Here is a 14,864-nt window from a genome sequence, read left to right as displayed (position 1 = left end):
CCATATCGCAGACCGGCCAGTGGGGCTGGTGATAGGAGATGAAATGCCAGCCATGACCCGACGCGCCCTTTCCGCCGGTCTTCTCGCCGCCGCCGCCTTTTCAACTCTGGCCTTCGCCGCACAGGCTGCGGAAGAACTAAAGATCGGTTACCAGAAAACCGGCCTGCCTGTTATCGCAAGGCAGCAGGGCGTCATCGAAAAGGCGCTCGAGGCCAAGGGCGTGAAGGTGTCCTGGGTGGAGTTCACGGCAGGCCCGCCACTGGTCGAGGCCCTGAATGTCGGTTCCATCAATGTCGGCTGGACAGGTGACGCGCCGCCGATTTTCGGACAGGCGGCGGGTTCGGCCATTGTCTATGTCGCGGCGCTTCCTTCGAACGGCAAGGGCGAGGCGATCTTCACCAAGCCTGAAAGCGGCATCAAGTCGGTTGCCGATCTCAAGGGCAAGAAGGTCGGTGTCGGCAAGGGCACCAGTGCCCATAATCTGCTGGTTGCGGCGCTGGAGAAAAACGGCCTGAAACTCAGTGATATCGAGGTGACCTATCTCAGCCCGGCCGATGCCGCGGCCGCTTTCGCCAGCGACAAGATCGATGCCTGGGCCGTCTGGGATCCGTTCTACGCGATTGCCGAAACCCGCTACAAGCCGGTGACGCTTGCTCGCACCAGCGATGTTCTCGATGTCAGCACCTATTTCCTCGCCAATCGCGACTATGCCAAATCCCACGCGGATACGATCAACACCACCGTCGGTGCGCTGGGCGAAGCGGCAAAATGGTCTGCCGCAAACCGCGACAAGGTTGCCGCCGCGCTGCATGAGGTGACGGGCGTTCCGCTGGAGGCACAGACGCTCGCCGCCAACCGCTCGGAATTCGGCATCACCAGGATCGACGACAAGATCGTCGCCAGCCAGCAGGAAACCGCCGACCGCTTCTATCGCCTTGGCCTCATCCCGAAACAGATCAGCATCAAGGATGCCGTCTGGTCGGGCGCGACCAACTGAACCGGACCGGAGGGGATCCCGTGAGCACTGGAAAGCGTATCGAGATAGGTGGTGCTGTCACCGGCTGGCTGCTTCCCGCCCTCATCCTTGCAGGATGGGAAGTGGCGGCGCGTGTCGGCCTGATTTCCGCCAATGTGTTGCCGGCCCCCTCTGCTGTCGCGGAAGCCTTCTGGCGGCTTCTGCTCTCGGGTGAGCTTATCGCCAATATCGGCGTCAGTTCCGCCCGTGCACTGGCCGGCTTTGCCATCGGCGGCTCCATCGGCTTCATCTTCGGGCTCGCCAATGGCCTGTCGAGATTTTCCCGCAGTTTCACCGATACGACGCTGCAGATGATCCGCAATATCCCACATCTGGCACTCATTCCGCTCGTCATCCTGTGGTTCGGTATAGACGAGGAAGCGAAGCTCTTCCTCGTCGCGCTCGGCGTATTCTTCCCGATTTACATCAATACGCTGCTCGGCATTCAGGGCGTCGATCCGCAACTGGTGGAGATGGGCCGCACCTACGGCATGTCGCCCTTCACGCTGTTTCGCCGGGTGATCCTGCCCGGCGCGCTGCCGGCCATCTTCACCGGCCTGCGTTATGCGCTCGGTATCATGTGGTTGACCTTGATCGTGGCGGAAACCATCTCCTCGTCCTCCGGCCTCGGTTATATGGCCATGCAGGCGCGCGAATTCCTGCTGATCGATGTCGTTGTGCTGTCGATCCTCATCTATGCGCTTCTCGGCAAGCTCGCCGACAGTTTCGCCCGCTTCCTCGAAAGCATCTTCCTGCAATGGCATCCAGCCTTCAAGAAAGTCTGAGGTAACCCATGTCGACCGGTAATGTGACGACGCTGAGACGCCCCGAAGCCCTGCCATCCCTTCCGGCCGGAACCGAGGCGAAGATCGAACACCGTGCCAAACCGGCTGAAGGCAAGGTCGCCTTCAGCTTTCGCAACGTCACGAAAAGCTTTGGCGACAAGCCGGTCCTGCGCGGCATCGATCTCGATGTGCGGGAAGGCGAGTTTCTGGCTGTTATCGGCAAGAGCGGCTGTGGCAAAAGCACGCTTTTGCGCATTCTGGCCGGTCTCGACACGCCGACGACCGGAACCGTCTCGAAAGACCCATCGAACCGCACCCGCATGATGTTTCAGGAGCCGCGCCTTCTGCCGTGGGAGCGGATCGCAAACAACGTTTCGGTGGGACTGACCGGCATCGCCAAAGGCGAAGCGGCAAGGGAACAGGCGCTCGGCATTCTCGAAGAGGTCGGTCTCAAGGACCGGGCGGGTGAATGGCCCTATGTGCTCTCCGGTGGCCAGAAGCAGCGTGTGGCGCTGGCCCGCGCTCTTGTCGCCCATCCGCAGATCCTGGCACTGGACGAGCCGCTCGGCGCGCTCGATGCGCTGACCCGCATCGAAATGCAGCTTTTGCTGGAGCGTATCTGGCGCAAGCAGAAATTCACCGCCGTGCTCGTCACCCATGATGTGTCGGAAGCCGTGGCGCTTGCCGATCGCATCGTCGTCATCGATGAGGGGCGCATCGCGCTCGATCTCGATGTGAAGCTGCCACGCCCGCGCCGCCATGGCACGCCGGAATTCGCAAGGCTGGAAGAACAGGTTCTGAACCAGCTCTTCGGCCGTGGCGAGATTACCGGACAATAGGTGGTGCGGCAGGGCCGAGACCCTGCCGGGACCATGTTTTAGCCAATGCTCATCAGGCTGGCATTGCCGCCGGCGGCGGTGGTGTTGACGCTGACGGAGACCTCTTCCACCAGCCAGTCGAGAATGTAAGGCTGGCTTTCGCCGGAAAGTGCGTCCGTCGTGGCTGCCTGAACCAGAACCAGCGGTCCGGGCAGGGCGGCGATCTTCCTGTTGATCGCAATCACGCGATCGGCATCGCCCTCGACCAGCGCGCCGGCGAAGGGTGCCGATTTTTCCCAGTCATCCGCCCAGACGATGCGCGAGGTGACGCTTGCCGGCAGTCCGTAGATCGCCTTTTCCAGTCCCGAAGCATTGTCGATGACAACCGAGTTTCCGGTGGAAAGCGCTGCCGCAAGCTGACGGTAAAGCCCTTGCTCGGTTGCCGGCACCAGCAGGACCTTGCCGCGCGGATGCAGCGCATAGACATTGCGCTCGCCAACCGGGCCTGCCAGCTCGGTCTCGAAGCCGAGGCCGGAAAGCGCAGCCGCCTGGCGCGCGGCTTCTGCCGCGACGGTCTGACCATTTTCATCCAGCCAGCGCGCAAGATCGACCGCGGCCTGATCCTGCTGGCTGGCGATGCGGTCGATCTTCGGCGCTTTCTCCGTCATGCGTCCGAGATAAAGCGGGCCGCCGGCCTTGGGGCCGGTGCCGGAAAGGCCGCGCCCGCCAAAGGGCTGCACACCGACCACCGCGCCGATGATGTTGCGGTTCACATAAAGATTGCCGGCCGCGACGCGGGAGAGGACATGCTGGATCGTATCGTCGAGACGCGTATGCAGGCCGAAGGTCAGGCCGTAGCCCGTGGCGTTGATCTCATCGATCAGCCGGTCGAGATTGTCGCGCTTGAAGCGGATGACATGCAGCACCGGCCCGAAGACCTCGCGCTTCAGATCGGCGAGCGATTTCATCTCGATGATGGTTGGCGGCACGAATGTGCCCTTGCCGGTTTCCCCGGTAAGCACGATCTGCTCGATGCGGTGGCCGAGCGACCGCATGCCGTCAATGTGCTTTTCGATGATGCCCTTGGCCTCGGCGGTGATGACGGGGCCGACATCGACCGAAAGTCGATCCGTGCGGCCGATGCGCAATTCGTGCAGCGCGCCTTTCAGCATGGTCAGCGTGCGGTCCGCCACATCTTCCTGCAGGCAGAGGATGCGCAGTGCCGAGCAGCGCTGTCCGGCACTGTCGAACGCAGACGCGATGACATCGGCGACAACCTGTTCGGCAAGCGCGGAGGAATCGACGATCATGGCGTTCTGGCCACCGGTTTCGGCAATCAACGGCACCGGCTGGCCATTGGCCAGAACCCGGCCGGCAAGCTGGCCCTGAATGAGCCGCGCTACCTCCGTCGAGCCGGTGAACATCACGCCCGCCGTCAGTGGTGAGCCGACCAGCGCCGCACCCGTCTTACCGTCGCCCGGCAGAAGCTGCACGGCGTCTTGCGGAACGCCCGCCTCATGCAGCAGGCGCACGCCCTGCGCGGCGATCAGCGGAGTCTCCTCGGCGGGTTTTGCCAGAACCGGGTTGCCGGCAACAAGCGCTGCCGTCACCTGCCCTATGAAGATGGCAAGCGGGAAGTTCCAAGGGCTGATGCAAACGACCGGGCCAAGCGGCGTTTCGCCGGCCTTGAAATTCGTGCGGGCTTCCGCCGCATAATAACGCAGGAAGTCGATCGCCTCGCGGACTTCGGCAATGGCGTTGGGCATGGATTTTCCCGCCTCGCGCATGATGAGCCCGAGCAGCGCAGGCATTTCGGCCTGCATGGCGTCAGCCGCACGTTCCAGGCAAGCGGCGCGCTCTTCCACGGGGGTGGAAGGCCAGTTTGAGGCCGCCGCCCGCTGCATGGCCGCTTCGACATCTGCCTGCGTCGGCTCGGTCACATGACCGACGATATCGCTGTGGTCGCCGGGGTTCAGGACCGGGCGCGTCTGGCCGCCCGCCTGCGGTGCGGCAGCCTTCCATTCCGTTGCTGCACCCGCCTTCAGGGTTTTATTGAGGGCGGAGAGCGTTGTTTCACTGGAGAGGTCGAGGCCGGCGGAGTTTTTCCGTTCCGGGCCGAAGAGACCGGCGGGTGCGGCAATGCGGTCGTGTCGAGCGCCGGGAACGGGATAAGCCTTCACCACCGCGACCGGGTCTTCCAGCAGGGAATCCACCGGAACGGCCGGATCGGCAATACGGTTGACGAAGGAGGAATTCGCGCCGTTTTCCAGCAGGCGGCGGACGAGATAGGCAAGCAGCGTCTCATGGGTGCCGACCGGGGCGTAGAAGCGGCAGGGGCGGTCGAGTTTCTTTTTGCCGACGACTTCGCTGTAAAGCGGTTCGCCCATGCCGTGCAGGCACTGGAACTCGTAGTCGCCGAGTTTGAAATCGGGGCCGGCGAGATGGTAGATCGTCGCCATGGACTGCGCATTGTGGGTCGCAAATTGCGGGAAAATCACGTCGCGCGCGTCGAGCAGCTTGCGGGCGCAGGCGATGTAGGAGACATCGGTGTGCACTTTCCGGGTGAAGACCGGGAAGTCTTCCAGCCCCTCCACCTGCGCGCGCTTGATTTCCGCATCCCAATAAGCACCCTTGACGAGGCGCACCATGATGCGGCGGCCCGAACGGCGGGCGAGATCGATGATATAGTCCAGAACGAACGGGCAGCGGCGGCCATAGGCCTGCACCACGAAACCGAGGCCGTTCCAGCCGGCAAGGTCCTTGTCCAGCGCCAGTTCTTCGAGAAGATCGAGCGATAGTTCCAGCCGGTCGGCTTCTTCCGCATCGATATTGAGGCCGATATCGTATGTCTTGCTGAGCAGCATCAGCGATTTCACGCGCGGCAGAAGCTCCGCCATCACCCGCTCGGCCTGCGCGCGGGCGTAGCGTGGATGCAGCGCCGAAAGCTTGATGGAAATGCCCGGCCCGCCATAGATGCCGCGTCCTGCGGAAGCCTTGCCGATGGCGTGGATGGCGTTTTCATAATCCTTGTAATAACGCTCGGCGTCCTTTGCGGTGGTCGCGGCTTCGCCCAGCATGTCGTAAGAATACTGGAAGCCCTGCTCCTCCAGTGGCTTCGAGCGCTTGATCGCTTCGCCGATGGTCTCGCCGGTGACGAATTGCTCGCCCATCATGCGCATTGCCATGTCGACGCCACGACGGATGACGGGTTCGCCGGCCCGGGCGATGAGCTTGGTCAGCGCCGCCGAAAGGCCGCTGTCATTGACCGTCGAGGTCAGCTTGCCGGTGATGACAAGGCCCCAGGTGGCGGCATTGACGAAAAGCGAGCGTCCGCCGCCAATATGCGACTTCCAGTCTCCGCGCGCGATCTTGTCGCGGATCAGCGCATCACGGGTAGCGGTGTCGGGAATGCGCAGCAGCGCTTCGGCCAGGCACATCAGTGCCACGCCTTCATGGCTGGAGAGCGAATATTCCTGCACCAGCCCCTCGACGCCGGTGCCCTTGGTCTTGGCGCGCAGCGCCTCGATCAGCTTGCGTGCCGTGGCGCTAATGGCGGTCGTCTGTTCTGACGTCACGGTTGCCGCCTTAAGGAGCGGCACCAGGCACTCGTCCTCCGGGCGGCGATAAGCGGCGGTGATCGCCTTGCGCAGCAGGCTCTGTTCGCGCACCGGCGGCGCAAAATTCTGGAAGATACCGTTCGCCACTACACCGGCGTTGCTTGCACCATCGGCCATTCTGAAAATCCTGAAAACGCTGTTGAAGACAGACCGTCGGCGGCAGCGTGTCCTCCGCCCGCCGCTTGTCATCCTGATGCCTACAATATCATTGCCGCAAAAATTGCTATGGCCTTATTTTCAGGATAAAACAGGCGATATGAACTTTTATAAATCTAAAATGGCGTAAAATCGCATGGCAAATAGTAAAAAAACAGACGGTCTGGATCACTTCGATCTCAAAATTCTTGAGGCGCTTAGCGAAGACGGGCGCATGTCCGTATTGCAACTCTCAAAAACGGTCGGCCTTTCCAAGACGCCCTGCCAGACACGGCTGAAGCGGCTGGTGGATGAGGGCTATATTCTCGGCTTCCGGGCCATGCTCAATCCTCAGAAGCTCGGCGTCGATCACATCGCCTTCGCCGAAGTGAAGCTCTCCGACACGCGGGAAAAGGCGCTGGAGGAATTCAACACGGCGGTGCGCAAGATCAAGGAAGTGGAGGAGTGCCACATGATCGCCGGCGCCTTTGATTACCTCCTGAAGGTGCGCACCAGCGACATCCGCAAGTACCGAAGGGTGCTTGGCGAAAAAATCTCGAGCCTGCCATCCGTCGCCAATACCTCGACCTTCGTGGTCATGCAGTCGGTCAAGGAAACGGGTATTTGAAAAGCGGATATGAAAAAACGGGCAGACGCGAGCCTGCCCGTTCATTGTCATTCCAATTTCGTTCCTTTAGCGCACCGTGGCGGCGGCGGTAACCGCGCTCATCTGCGCATCCGGACCGAATTCGTTTTCGTTCTCGATTCCAAGAAGTTCCTGCAGGCGCAGCCTTGCGCGGCTCACACGGCTCTTGATTGTGCCCACCGGGCAACCGCAAATCTCGGCGGCTTCCTCATAGGCAAAACCCGAGGCGCCGATCAGCAGGATGGCTTCGCGCTGGTCGTCGGGCAGTTTGGCGAGTGCTGCGCGGAAATCCTGAAGGTCGACGGAGCCATGCTGTTCCGGCGGCACCGAGAGACGCGAGGTGTAAACCCCGTCCGTATCCTGCACTTCACGGCCGGATTTGCGAATCTGGCTGTAGAACTCGTTGCGCAGGATCGTCACCAGCCATGCCCGCATATTGGTGCCGGGCTGAAAACTGTCCTGTTTCGCCCAGGCCTTCATGATCGTGTCCTGCACGAGGTCGTCTGCACGGTCCCTCGAACGGATGAGCGAAATAGCGAAGGCGCGCAGGTTCGGCAGCGCCGTCAGCATTTCCCGCTTGAAATTGTATTCTGTCTGCTCCGGCTCTTTCGCCATCATTCCTCCGAAGCCTTCATTTTGGCTCTGCTTTCGGCTTCATCGAGTTTTTCGAGAAGGTCGAGGAATTTGTCAGGGATGCCTTCGTCCTGAACGGCATCATAAAGCTCTCTGAGCTTACGGGAAATCACCGCCCGCCCGGAATGTGGAACCTGGGGGGGCGCCGAATTGTCCGGCTGATCTTGGTCCGATTGAAACATGCTCATAACGTCCGGTATTCCTTTTTCGTCGTGACAAAGAATGCGCGGTGAAAAAAATAGTTCCGGCGGTCCGGAACTTTTTTTGCGATGCGCACGTTGCTATCTCGGGTTTGCGCTGCAGACCGCATGAAAGGGGAGAATTCCATGTCAGTTTCTACACGCATCGCACCGCACCTGCCATATCTGCGCAGGTTCGCGCGTGCCGTTTGCGGCTCACAATCGACGGGCGATGCCTATGTTGCGGCAACACTCGAAGCCCTGATCGCCGATATCAGCATTTTTCCGCAGACAAGCGGCGATCGCGTTTCGCTCTATCAATTGTTCGTATCGATCTTTAGTTCCGTCACGATCAATATTAAGACCGACGAAAACCTGTCGGGATGGGAAAAACGCGCCTCCGCTAACCTCTCCGCGGTGCCGGCACTGGCCCGTCAGGCTTTCCTTTTGACGACGGTGGAAGAGTTCACGCCATCGGAAACCGCAGAGGTTCTGAAGGTGTCCGAAGACCAGGTCGGCAAACTGATCGACGAGGCGGCTTCTGAAATCGCCCGGCAGGTGGCGACCGATATCATGATCATCGAGGACGAACCTCTGATTGCCATGGATATCGAGCAGATGGTTACCGATCTCGGCCATCGTGTCACGGGCATCGCCCGCACCCATACGGAAGCGCTCGATCTCTTCCATCGCACCCAGCCCAAGATGATCCTTGCCGATATCCAGCTCGCCGATGGCAGCTCCGGTCTCGACGCGATGAAGGATATCCTGCAGATGACCACCCTGCCGGTGATCTTTATCACGGCCTTTCCCGAGCGTCTTTTGACAGGCGAGCGACCGGAGCCGACCTTCCTCGTGACGAAGCCGTTCAATCCGGACATGGTAAAAGCGCTTATCAGCCAGGCCCTGTTTTTCAACGAAAGCTCACGCGTCGCGGCGTGAATTTTGCCGAAACCGTGGAATGACTGGGAACCAGTGTGGTGCCCGGGCGTTGGCGGTTACGGTCGTGGGGCTTTCCCGCGGCTTTCTGCAAGGAGATGAATTTGCATCGGCTGGCATGGCATAACGCGGAGAGGGACGAAAGCGAACTTCACGATTCGCTTGTCCTTGCCTTGCTCGATTCGGGCGAGACGGTCATGCTGCAGGACTGGAACCGCGACTATATATTCGTGGCCAATCTGCCGGATGTCTGGAAACTTCCGGTGGATTCGCACCCGACCGATGAAAATCTGTTCGGCAACGACCTCTCCCTCCGGCTGGCTGAGCTCAAGAAGGACATGAACACGGCAGGCAGCCGCGGCATGCTGGAAGTCAATGCCGGCAATGACCGCGTCTTCCAGTTTCAGGTCCACTCCACTTTCAACCAGTCGAACCAGATGGTGATGAAGACCACCATCCGGGAGGTAACGGCGGAGAGGCGGCGGGAGCAGCTTCTGCGCTCGCTGCTGCGCGAGGTCAGCCACCGCTCCAAGAATCTTCTGGCGATCATCCAGAGCCTTGCCGGTCAGACTGCCCGTTTCAGCCTCACCAAGGATGATTTCCTGCGCAAGTTTCGCGGCCGGCTGCATGCCCTTGCCCAGAGCCAGGATCTGATCACGGATTCGGACTGGCGCGGTGCACGCATATTCGAGCTTTTGCGGCAGCAATTCGATCTTTATGTGCCTGAGTATCCGAACCTCATGCATATGGAAGGCGAAAACCTGCTGCTCAACCCGAATGGCGCGCTTTATATCGGGCTCGCCTTCCATGAGCTGGTCGTCAACACCGTCAGCCACAGTGGCAATCTCGCCTATCACCCGCCGATCTCTCTTCAGTGTCGACAGGATGGTGATTTTTATATCGTCGAGTGGAACGAGCCGATGATGCCATCGAAGGAACCGGCGGAGGCCAGGCGCGGCAGTTTCGGCAGCGTTGTGCTGGAAAAGGTAGTGCCTTCCGCTCTCGGCGGCAGTGCCGAATACCAGCTGACACCGGAGCGGATCGTCTACCGCCTGAAATTCCCTTCGGGTGACGGTGCCGCCTCCTGAGAAGGGTGCAGGGCGTGGATGAGGCAGAGCGGCCGTTTCCGTGCTAGCGGCCGCAACAAAAAAGCACGGCCCATAAGAGAGCCGTGCTATTTTTATGACGGGTTTTCAGGGGTGAAACCCGTTTATATCAAGCCAAGCTTCAGGCGGGGACGGGGGAATTGCTTGGCCTGCAGTAAAAATGCACGCCGCCGCATTCGGTTCCGACAAAATGTATTTTTTTTGACAATGGCCAAATTTTCGCTGCTCGGACGACGTCTCAGTGTGTCTGCTCGGGTCGCTTGGGGATGAAATAGCGCAGCGGCGCTTCCAGCGACCATTCGAAGCCGGTCTCGCGATAGTCCGTTGTGACGTTCCCGCCGAAGGCGCCTTCCGCATGGCGTTTGATGACGGTGGTGCCGAAGCCCTTCCGGCTCGGCTCGGTTGCGGGCGGCCCGCCGGTCTCCGTCCAGATCAGATGGAGCATCTCCCGACCGTCTTTTTCGAGCGCTTTCCAGCTTACTGTTATTTTTCCTGGCGGTACCGAAAGTGCGCCATATTTGATGGAGTTCGTCGTCAACTCATGCACCACGAGCCCGAAGTTCTGCGCCGCTTCCGGTGACAGCATGAAATCGTCACCCTCCAGCCTGAAGCGCTCCACGACCGTGCCGAAAACATCGAGATGGGTCTCGATCAGCTTGCGGATCGGGAGACCCTGCCATTGAACTTCCGCAAGAGCCCGGATCGACATTCCAAGGCCGCGCAGGCGGTGGTCCACCTCCTTCTGGAATTCCGGAATGCTTTTATTTTCCCGACCCAGCTGCCGTATCATTGCCTGAACCAGGGTCAGAATGTTCTTCGAGCGGTGTACCAGTTCGTGCAGCAGCAGCTGCAACCGCTCTTCCGACTGGCTTCTGTCGAAGGAGGCGTTGGAGAGGGCGATGGCGACCTGGTTGGCCTCCTTTATCTTGGTATCGACGGGGGCCACGATCTCGCCTTCGCCGATGCGTTCGGCCATGTGGGTCAGATCGCGGATGGAGCTGCGCAATTGCCGGCCGACCAGATAGGCGCCGCCGATGGCAATCAGCACCAGCACGAAGCTGCCGATCATCATCTGCCGCCATGTGTCGATCAGCGCCGCCTGGCTCGCGGCAAGCGGTCCCCACATCACGGTTTTCCATTGCCAGCCCGGCAGCTGCGCATAGGCGTAGAGATTGCCCTTGCCGTCGAAAAAATTGCCGCTGAAGGCCTGCATTTCCGAAAGTATGTCGGGGTTGATAAAGGGCTTGCCCACCTCCGCCTCATCCTGCGCACTGGAAACGACCACGCGGTTGGTGCCGTCGATGATTGCGACCGCCCAGTGGCGCGGCAGGTTTTCCGTGGGAATAAGCCGGCTGAGATCACTGGCATTCTGCGTCAGGATCAACGCGTCTCCGGCTGATCCGAGGTCCGGATCGAGTGGCATGGTGACGTTGAATACCCATTCCTTGCTGGTGGAACCAAAAAACAGGTCAGAGACGGTGATGCGGCGGGATTCAATCGCCTTGGCGAGATTTGCTTCGGCCGGGATCTTGCCCAGCGGCTGGCCGTAGGGAACACGCGTGTTAAGTCGCTGCTGACCATCTTTGGTGGCGAGAAGGGCGTAGAGCCCCTCCCGTTTCAGGCTTTCGGCAACACGCCCCTGAAACGCCGCGAGATTGCCATTCTCAAGCTCGGGGAATTGCGACAGCAGATTGAGTGACGTGGCGATTTCCTGCAGGCGCCGGTCGATGTTGCGGGAGACCACCCGCACATCCTCGATTGTTTCCCGCTGCAGGTCGTCGCGTTTTTCCGCCTCAAGGCGCAGCATCAGATAACCGACGAAAAGGATAAGCGGCAGCGTAATGACGGTTGCCATCACCACCAGATAGGTGCCGATGGAGGCCGTCGGGAAAAAATTGGCGCTGCGCCGACGCAAAGCCGAGATCATGTCTTTCAGTCTGTTGCCGGGTCGAGGCATATAAAAAACTCCGGCAGTTATGGCATTGTTACGGTAGAAATAATAGCGCGCTGTCCTCCGTTAGCAATGGCTGATTTCTCACCTTTGGTTGCTGCGGTTCACGGTATCTCCCAAAGCCGTGATCGAAAAAATCGGAACTATTTCCACAACCGTGCCGTTTGCCAATCGAACCGGTCGAGGAGCGGGAGGAAATATCACCGCCGGCCAGTTGAGAACGATGAAAGGAAGGTACGAAAATGACCAAGAAATTCGCGACTATCTTTACCGCAGCACTGATGGGTACGACTGCTTTCGCGCCGCTCGCCATCGCTCAGGGAACCACACAGCCTGCACCGGCAAACCCGAGCGCTCAGACCGAGCCGGCAAGCCCTTCTGCAACGCCGATGACACCGGCTGCCCCGACTGCGGCCGATAGCGCCGCAGCGACCACTGGTGGTGCTTATATCACCGAGCAGGGAGAAAATCAGGTCAGCGCCAATGATTACATCGGCAAATCCGTTTATACCGGCGCCGATGAGAGCATCGGTAATGTCACCAACCTCATCATGGAACAAGACGGCGGTCTTGTCGCAGCCGTGATCGGCGTCGGCGGCTTCCTCGGCATCGGCGCCAAGGATGTGGCCGTTCCCATGGACAAGGTCACGATGACGCGCAACACGCAGGACGGCACCATCCGCCTGACCACGACCGAAACGGCGGAAACGCTGAAGGCAGCGCCGGAATTCAAGACGCTGGAACAGAAGGCCGGCGAAAAGAATGCTGCAATGCCGGCCGCCCCCGACAGCACGACCACATCGGCAACCAAGCCTTAATTTCCATACCTGGGAGGCAGGAGCGGGACAGACTTCGACAAGCCGTCCCGCGAAAGGCACCGGCCAACTGGCCGGTGCTTTTTTGTGTTGCTTAAGTCTGTTCAGTCCCCGGCATTGCGGGAGGAATGCCACGCCCAGGCGGATTTGATGATATCCGCGAGGGAATAACGCGGTTCCCAGCCGAGAACCTCTCTGGCCTTGTCGTTATTGGCAACGAGGGTGGTGGAATCGCCATCGCGCCGCCCGGTATATTCAACGGGGAAGGGGCGGCCGGAGACTTCGGAAATTGCCGCCAGCAGCTCCTTTACCGTGGTGCCGGTGCCGGTGCCGAGGTTAAGCTCGACAGTCTCGCCACCATCCAGCAGATAATCCACGGCCCGCACATGCGCATCGGCAAGGTCGAGAATGTGGATATAGTCGCGCACGCAGGTGCCGTCGCGTGTGTCGTAATCCGTGCCGAACACCTTGAAACCCTGACGCCGGCCGAGTGCCGCCTCGATGGCGAGCGGGATCGCGTGGGTTTCCGGCTTGTGCCATTCGCCGATGCGGCCTTCGAAATCCGCACCCGCAGCGTTGAAATAACGCAGCATCACCGAGCGCAGCCCCTTATAGGTGCTGTAATCCTTCAGCGCCTGTTCCACCACCCATTTGGTGCGGCCATAGGGATTGATGGGCGACTGCCGATGTGTTTCGTCGATCGGCACCTGTTCCGGCAATCCGTAGGTCGCGCAGGTGGAGGAGAAAACGAATGAGGTGACGCCGGCATCGATGGCGGCGGAAAGCAGGTTGAGCGAACCGATGACGTTATTGTCGTAAAAGGCGACCGGCTGCTTGACCGATTCGCCGACTTCGATCAGCGCGGCGAAGTGGAGGACGGCTTCCGGCTGGTGTTTGGCGAAGACCTCGTCCAGCCGCGCCCGGTCGCGAATATCGCCCTGTTCGAAAGGCCCCCAGCGGACGAATTCCTCATGCCCGTTCGATAGATTGTCGAAAACAACCGGTTCATATCCTCGTTCTGACAGGAGAAGGCAGGTGTGTGAACCGATATAGCCGGCACCGCCGACGACAAGGACTTTCTTCTTCATCAATTGCCTTTCAGAAAATTACGGACGCGCCGAGACTGTATGTCACTTTGTTCAAATAAGGGCGGCGTGGCGCAGGATGCCATTAGCCAATCTATCCTTCGCCGGTAACATAAAAAAAACCGCGCATCCATGGTTTGGATGCGCGGTTTGCCTTTGTGTGTCGCCAAGAAATTACTTGGTCTTTTTGGTGCCGACCCTCGTGGCCAGAAAACCGGCTGCGACAGCCACGGCGAGCGTCGCATAGGGACGCGCCTGAATGGCCAGCGTCAGGAGCGATTGCAGGGCGAGGGGGGCAGCGGCAAGCGGTGCCGCCGTCAACGGCGCTACGGTCGGCCTTGCCGCATATACTCTTGGTCGTTTGACGATGGTGAGCGCCACCAGCATGATGACGCCGAGCAGGAAGGCAGAGCCGGCAACGACAAGCGCCGCAGGGCCTGCGCCCACATGTTTGGCGAGATAGGTCGACCCCGCCACCACGGCGGCGATGAAGGCGATCAGGAAGAAGATCGCGGTCAGGACCGACAGGATTATGGTCGAGCGCAATCGCCGTGTGACGACACGCCCTTCACGCTGGGTCTCCCCCAGATAGACCAGCAATGCTTCAAGCATGAGCGCTGCCTTATCGACGCGTCAGAAGGGCGAGCACGAAACCAACGCCGACGGCGATGCCGAGCGACTGCAGCGGGTTCTTCTGAACCTGGTCGGTCAGGTTGTCGTTCAGCGTGGAAATTTCATTGCGAACGCTGTCAGCCATCTCACCGGACGCGGTGAGCGCGTCATCGGCGACGCGGGCAGCCTGTGCCTTCAACTCGTGCGACGCTCCGACACCGAGCGCCTTCACGCTCTTGGCAAGATTTGCCAGATCTTCGCGAAGCTGGGCGAGCTGTGCCGCCACATCGGCTGCATCACCGTTTTCGAGGGATTGCTGGATCTTGTCGTTAACGCTGCTACGCACGCTTGCCATAAGGGAAGTCCTTCCTGAACATCGTTGATGGAACGAGGGCATGTCAATCGATCGCCGCCGTTCGTGAACCTTCGTTTCGGCGGACGAAACACCCGCCTGTCCGCCATTCAAACGCGCCCATGCCGGCTTGGTTCCGCGCTACCATGTGTTTTCTTCACCGGCATTTCCGGTCG

The 14,864-nt window shown here is 60.2% G+C and carries 14 protein-coding genes; 7 read left to right on the top strand and 7 right to left on the bottom strand.

The genetic code is table 11. The features are described 5' to 3' along the window. The first annotated feature begins 43 nt into the window (after positions 1 to 43). The 3 genes from O8B93_RS17200 to O8B93_RS17190 are packed head-to-tail and all read left to right on the top strand — an operon-like array spanning position 44 to position 2,639. On the top strand, positions 44 to 997 hold the full coding sequence (locus tag O8B93_RS17200) for an aliphatic sulfonate ABC transporter substrate-binding protein (protein WP_269711133.1): 954 nt from the start codon (positions 44 to 46) through the stop codon (positions 995 to 997). A 20-nt stretch (positions 998 to 1,017) separates the two neighbouring features. Next, on the top strand, positions 1,018 to 1,800 hold the full coding sequence (locus O8B93_RS17195; protein ID WP_405049069.1) for an ABC transporter permease subunit: 783 nt from the start codon (positions 1,018 to 1,020) through the stop codon (positions 1,798 to 1,800). 8 nt (positions 1,801 to 1,808) lie between these two features. After that, positions 1,809 to 2,639 carry an ABC transporter ATP-binding protein gene (locus O8B93_RS17190; RefSeq protein ID WP_092773063.1) on the top strand — a complete coding sequence of 277 codons (831 nt, stop codon included), beginning with the start codon at positions 1,809 to 1,811 and terminating at the stop codon, positions 2,637 to 2,639. Between the two features lie 38 nt (positions 2,640 to 2,677). Here O8B93_RS17190 and putA read toward each other — a convergent pair whose 3' ends face one another. After that, on the bottom strand, positions 2,678 to 6,352 hold the full coding sequence (gene putA / locus O8B93_RS17185; protein WP_269711132.1) for a trifunctional transcriptional regulator/proline dehydrogenase/L-glutamate gamma-semialdehyde dehydrogenase: 3,675 nt from the start codon (positions 6,350 to 6,352) through the stop codon (positions 2,678 to 2,680). Between the two features lie 175 nt (positions 6,353 to 6,527). Between putA and O8B93_RS17180 the strand changes: the two genes are divergently transcribed. Continuing rightward, the gene (locus O8B93_RS17180) at positions 6,528 to 6,998 is read left to right on the top strand and encodes an Lrp/AsnC family transcriptional regulator (protein ID WP_269711131.1); all 471 of its coding nucleotides are present in this window, start codon (positions 6,528 to 6,530) and stop codon (positions 6,996 to 6,998) included. Positions 6,999 to 7,064: 66 nt separating this feature from the next. Here O8B93_RS17180 and O8B93_RS17175 read toward each other — a convergent pair whose 3' ends face one another. Together O8B93_RS17175 and O8B93_RS17170 are read right to left on the bottom strand one after the other, a co-directional pair. Continuing rightward, positions 7,065 to 7,631, bottom strand: a complete 567-nt coding sequence (locus tag O8B93_RS17175) for an RNA polymerase sigma factor (protein ID WP_269711130.1) — start codon at positions 7,629 to 7,631, stop codon at positions 7,065 to 7,067. Beyond that, positions 7,631 to 7,837, bottom strand: a complete 207-nt coding sequence (locus O8B93_RS17170) for a NepR family anti-sigma factor (protein ID WP_269711129.1) — start codon at positions 7,835 to 7,837, stop codon at positions 7,631 to 7,633. The genes O8B93_RS17175 and O8B93_RS17170 overlap by 1 nt, the downstream gene beginning before the upstream one ends. Before the next feature lie 138 nt (positions 7,838 to 7,975). On the opposite strand from O8B93_RS17170, the gene O8B93_RS17165 reads away from it, so the two are divergent. Next, positions 7,976 to 8,770, top strand: a complete 795-nt coding sequence (locus tag O8B93_RS17165) for a response regulator (RefSeq protein WP_065657312.1) — start codon at positions 7,976 to 7,978, stop codon at positions 8,768 to 8,770. Positions 8,771 to 8,865: 95 nt separating this feature from the next. After that, entirely contained in the window at positions 8,866 to 9,855 is a 990-nt protein-coding gene (locus O8B93_RS17160) for a sensor histidine kinase (RefSeq protein ID WP_269711128.1), read from the top strand. Between the two features lie 256 nt (positions 9,856 to 10,111). Here the strand turns inward: O8B93_RS17160 and O8B93_RS17155 are convergent, their stop codons facing one another. After that, positions 10,112 to 11,830, bottom strand: coding sequence for a sensor histidine kinase (locus O8B93_RS17155; RefSeq protein WP_269711127.1), 1,719 nt, complete (start codon positions 11,828 to 11,830; stop codon positions 10,112 to 10,114). A 236-nt stretch (positions 11,831 to 12,066) separates the two neighbouring features. On the opposite strand from O8B93_RS17155, the gene O8B93_RS17150 reads away from it, so the two are divergent. Next, positions 12,067 to 12,642 (top strand): PRC-barrel domain-containing protein, encoded by a 576-nt coding sequence (locus O8B93_RS17150; RefSeq protein ID WP_269711126.1) that lies wholly within the window; start codon positions 12,067 to 12,069, stop codon positions 12,640 to 12,642. Positions 12,643 to 12,743: 101 nt separating this feature from the next. Here the strand turns inward: O8B93_RS17150 and galE are convergent, their stop codons facing one another. From galE to O8B93_RS17135, 3 genes are all read right to left on the bottom strand, one after another. Next, a complete protein-coding gene (galE, locus tag O8B93_RS17145; protein WP_269711125.1) occupies positions 12,744 to 13,727 on the bottom strand; it encodes a UDP-glucose 4-epimerase GalE in 984 nt (327 codons plus the stop codon). Between the two features lie 171 nt (positions 13,728 to 13,898). After that, positions 13,899 to 14,336, bottom strand: a complete 438-nt coding sequence (locus O8B93_RS17140; RefSeq protein WP_269711124.1) for a hypothetical protein — start codon at positions 14,334 to 14,336, stop codon at positions 13,899 to 13,901. 10 nt (positions 14,337 to 14,346) lie between these two features. Then, positions 14,347 to 14,691 carry an ElaB/YgaM/YqjD family protein gene (locus O8B93_RS17135; protein WP_269711123.1) on the bottom strand — a complete coding sequence of 115 codons (345 nt, stop codon included), beginning with the start codon at positions 14,689 to 14,691 and terminating at the stop codon, positions 14,347 to 14,349. Between the last annotated feature and the right edge of the window lie 173 nt (positions 14,692 to 14,864).

It is taken from the genome of Martinezella rhizogenes, from assembly GCF_027460065.1.
GTDB lineage: Bacteria > Pseudomonadota > Alphaproteobacteria > Rhizobiales > Rhizobiaceae > Agrobacterium > Agrobacterium rhizogenes_C.
This window is presented reverse-complemented; position numbering and strand designations above follow the sequence as displayed.

What these genes read in the sequence shown, in the direction of transcription:
- O8B93_RS17200 (WP_269711133.1), top strand. Translation starts at nt 44, where the DNA reads ATGCCAGCCATGACCCGACGCGCCCTTTCCGCCGGTCTTCTCGCCGCC.
- O8B93_RS17190 (WP_092773063.1), top strand. Translation starts at nt 1,809, where the DNA reads ATGTCGACCGGTAATGTGACGACGCTGAGACGCCCCGAAGCCCTGCCA.
- putA (WP_269711132.1), bottom strand. Translation starts at nt 6,352, where the DNA reads ATGGCCGATGGTGCAAGCAACGCCGGTGTAGTGGCGAACGGTATCTTC.
- O8B93_RS17180 (WP_269711131.1), top strand. Translation starts at nt 6,528, where the DNA reads ATGGCAAATAGTAAAAAAACAGACGGTCTGGATCACTTCGATCTCAAA.
- O8B93_RS17175 (WP_269711130.1), bottom strand. Translation starts at nt 7,631, where the DNA reads ATGGCGAAAGAGCCGGAGCAGACAGAATACAATTTCAAGCGGGAAATG.
- O8B93_RS17170 (WP_269711129.1), bottom strand. Translation starts at nt 7,837, where the DNA reads ATGAGCATGTTTCAATCGGACCAAGATCAGCCGGACAATTCGGCGCCC.
- O8B93_RS17165 (WP_065657312.1), top strand. Translation starts at nt 7,976, where the DNA reads ATGTCAGTTTCTACACGCATCGCACCGCACCTGCCATATCTGCGCAGG.
- O8B93_RS17160 (WP_269711128.1), top strand. Translation starts at nt 8,866, where the DNA reads ATGAATTTGCATCGGCTGGCATGGCATAACGCGGAGAGGGACGAAAGC.
- O8B93_RS17155 (WP_269711127.1), bottom strand. Translation starts at nt 11,830, where the DNA reads ATGCCTCGACCCGGCAACAGACTGAAAGACATGATCTCGGCTTTGCGT.
- O8B93_RS17150 (WP_269711126.1), top strand. Translation starts at nt 12,067, where the DNA reads ATGACCAAGAAATTCGCGACTATCTTTACCGCAGCACTGATGGGTACG.
- galE (WP_269711125.1), bottom strand. Translation starts at nt 13,727, where the DNA reads ATGAAGAAGAAAGTCCTTGTCGTCGGCGGTGCCGGCTATATCGGTTCA.
- O8B93_RS17140 (WP_269711124.1), bottom strand. Translation starts at nt 14,336, where the DNA reads ATGCTTGAAGCATTGCTGGTCTATCTGGGGGAGACCCAGCGTGAAGGG.
- O8B93_RS17135 (WP_269711123.1), bottom strand. Translation starts at nt 14,691, where the DNA reads ATGGCAAGCGTGCGTAGCAGCGTTAACGACAAGATCCAGCAATCCCTC.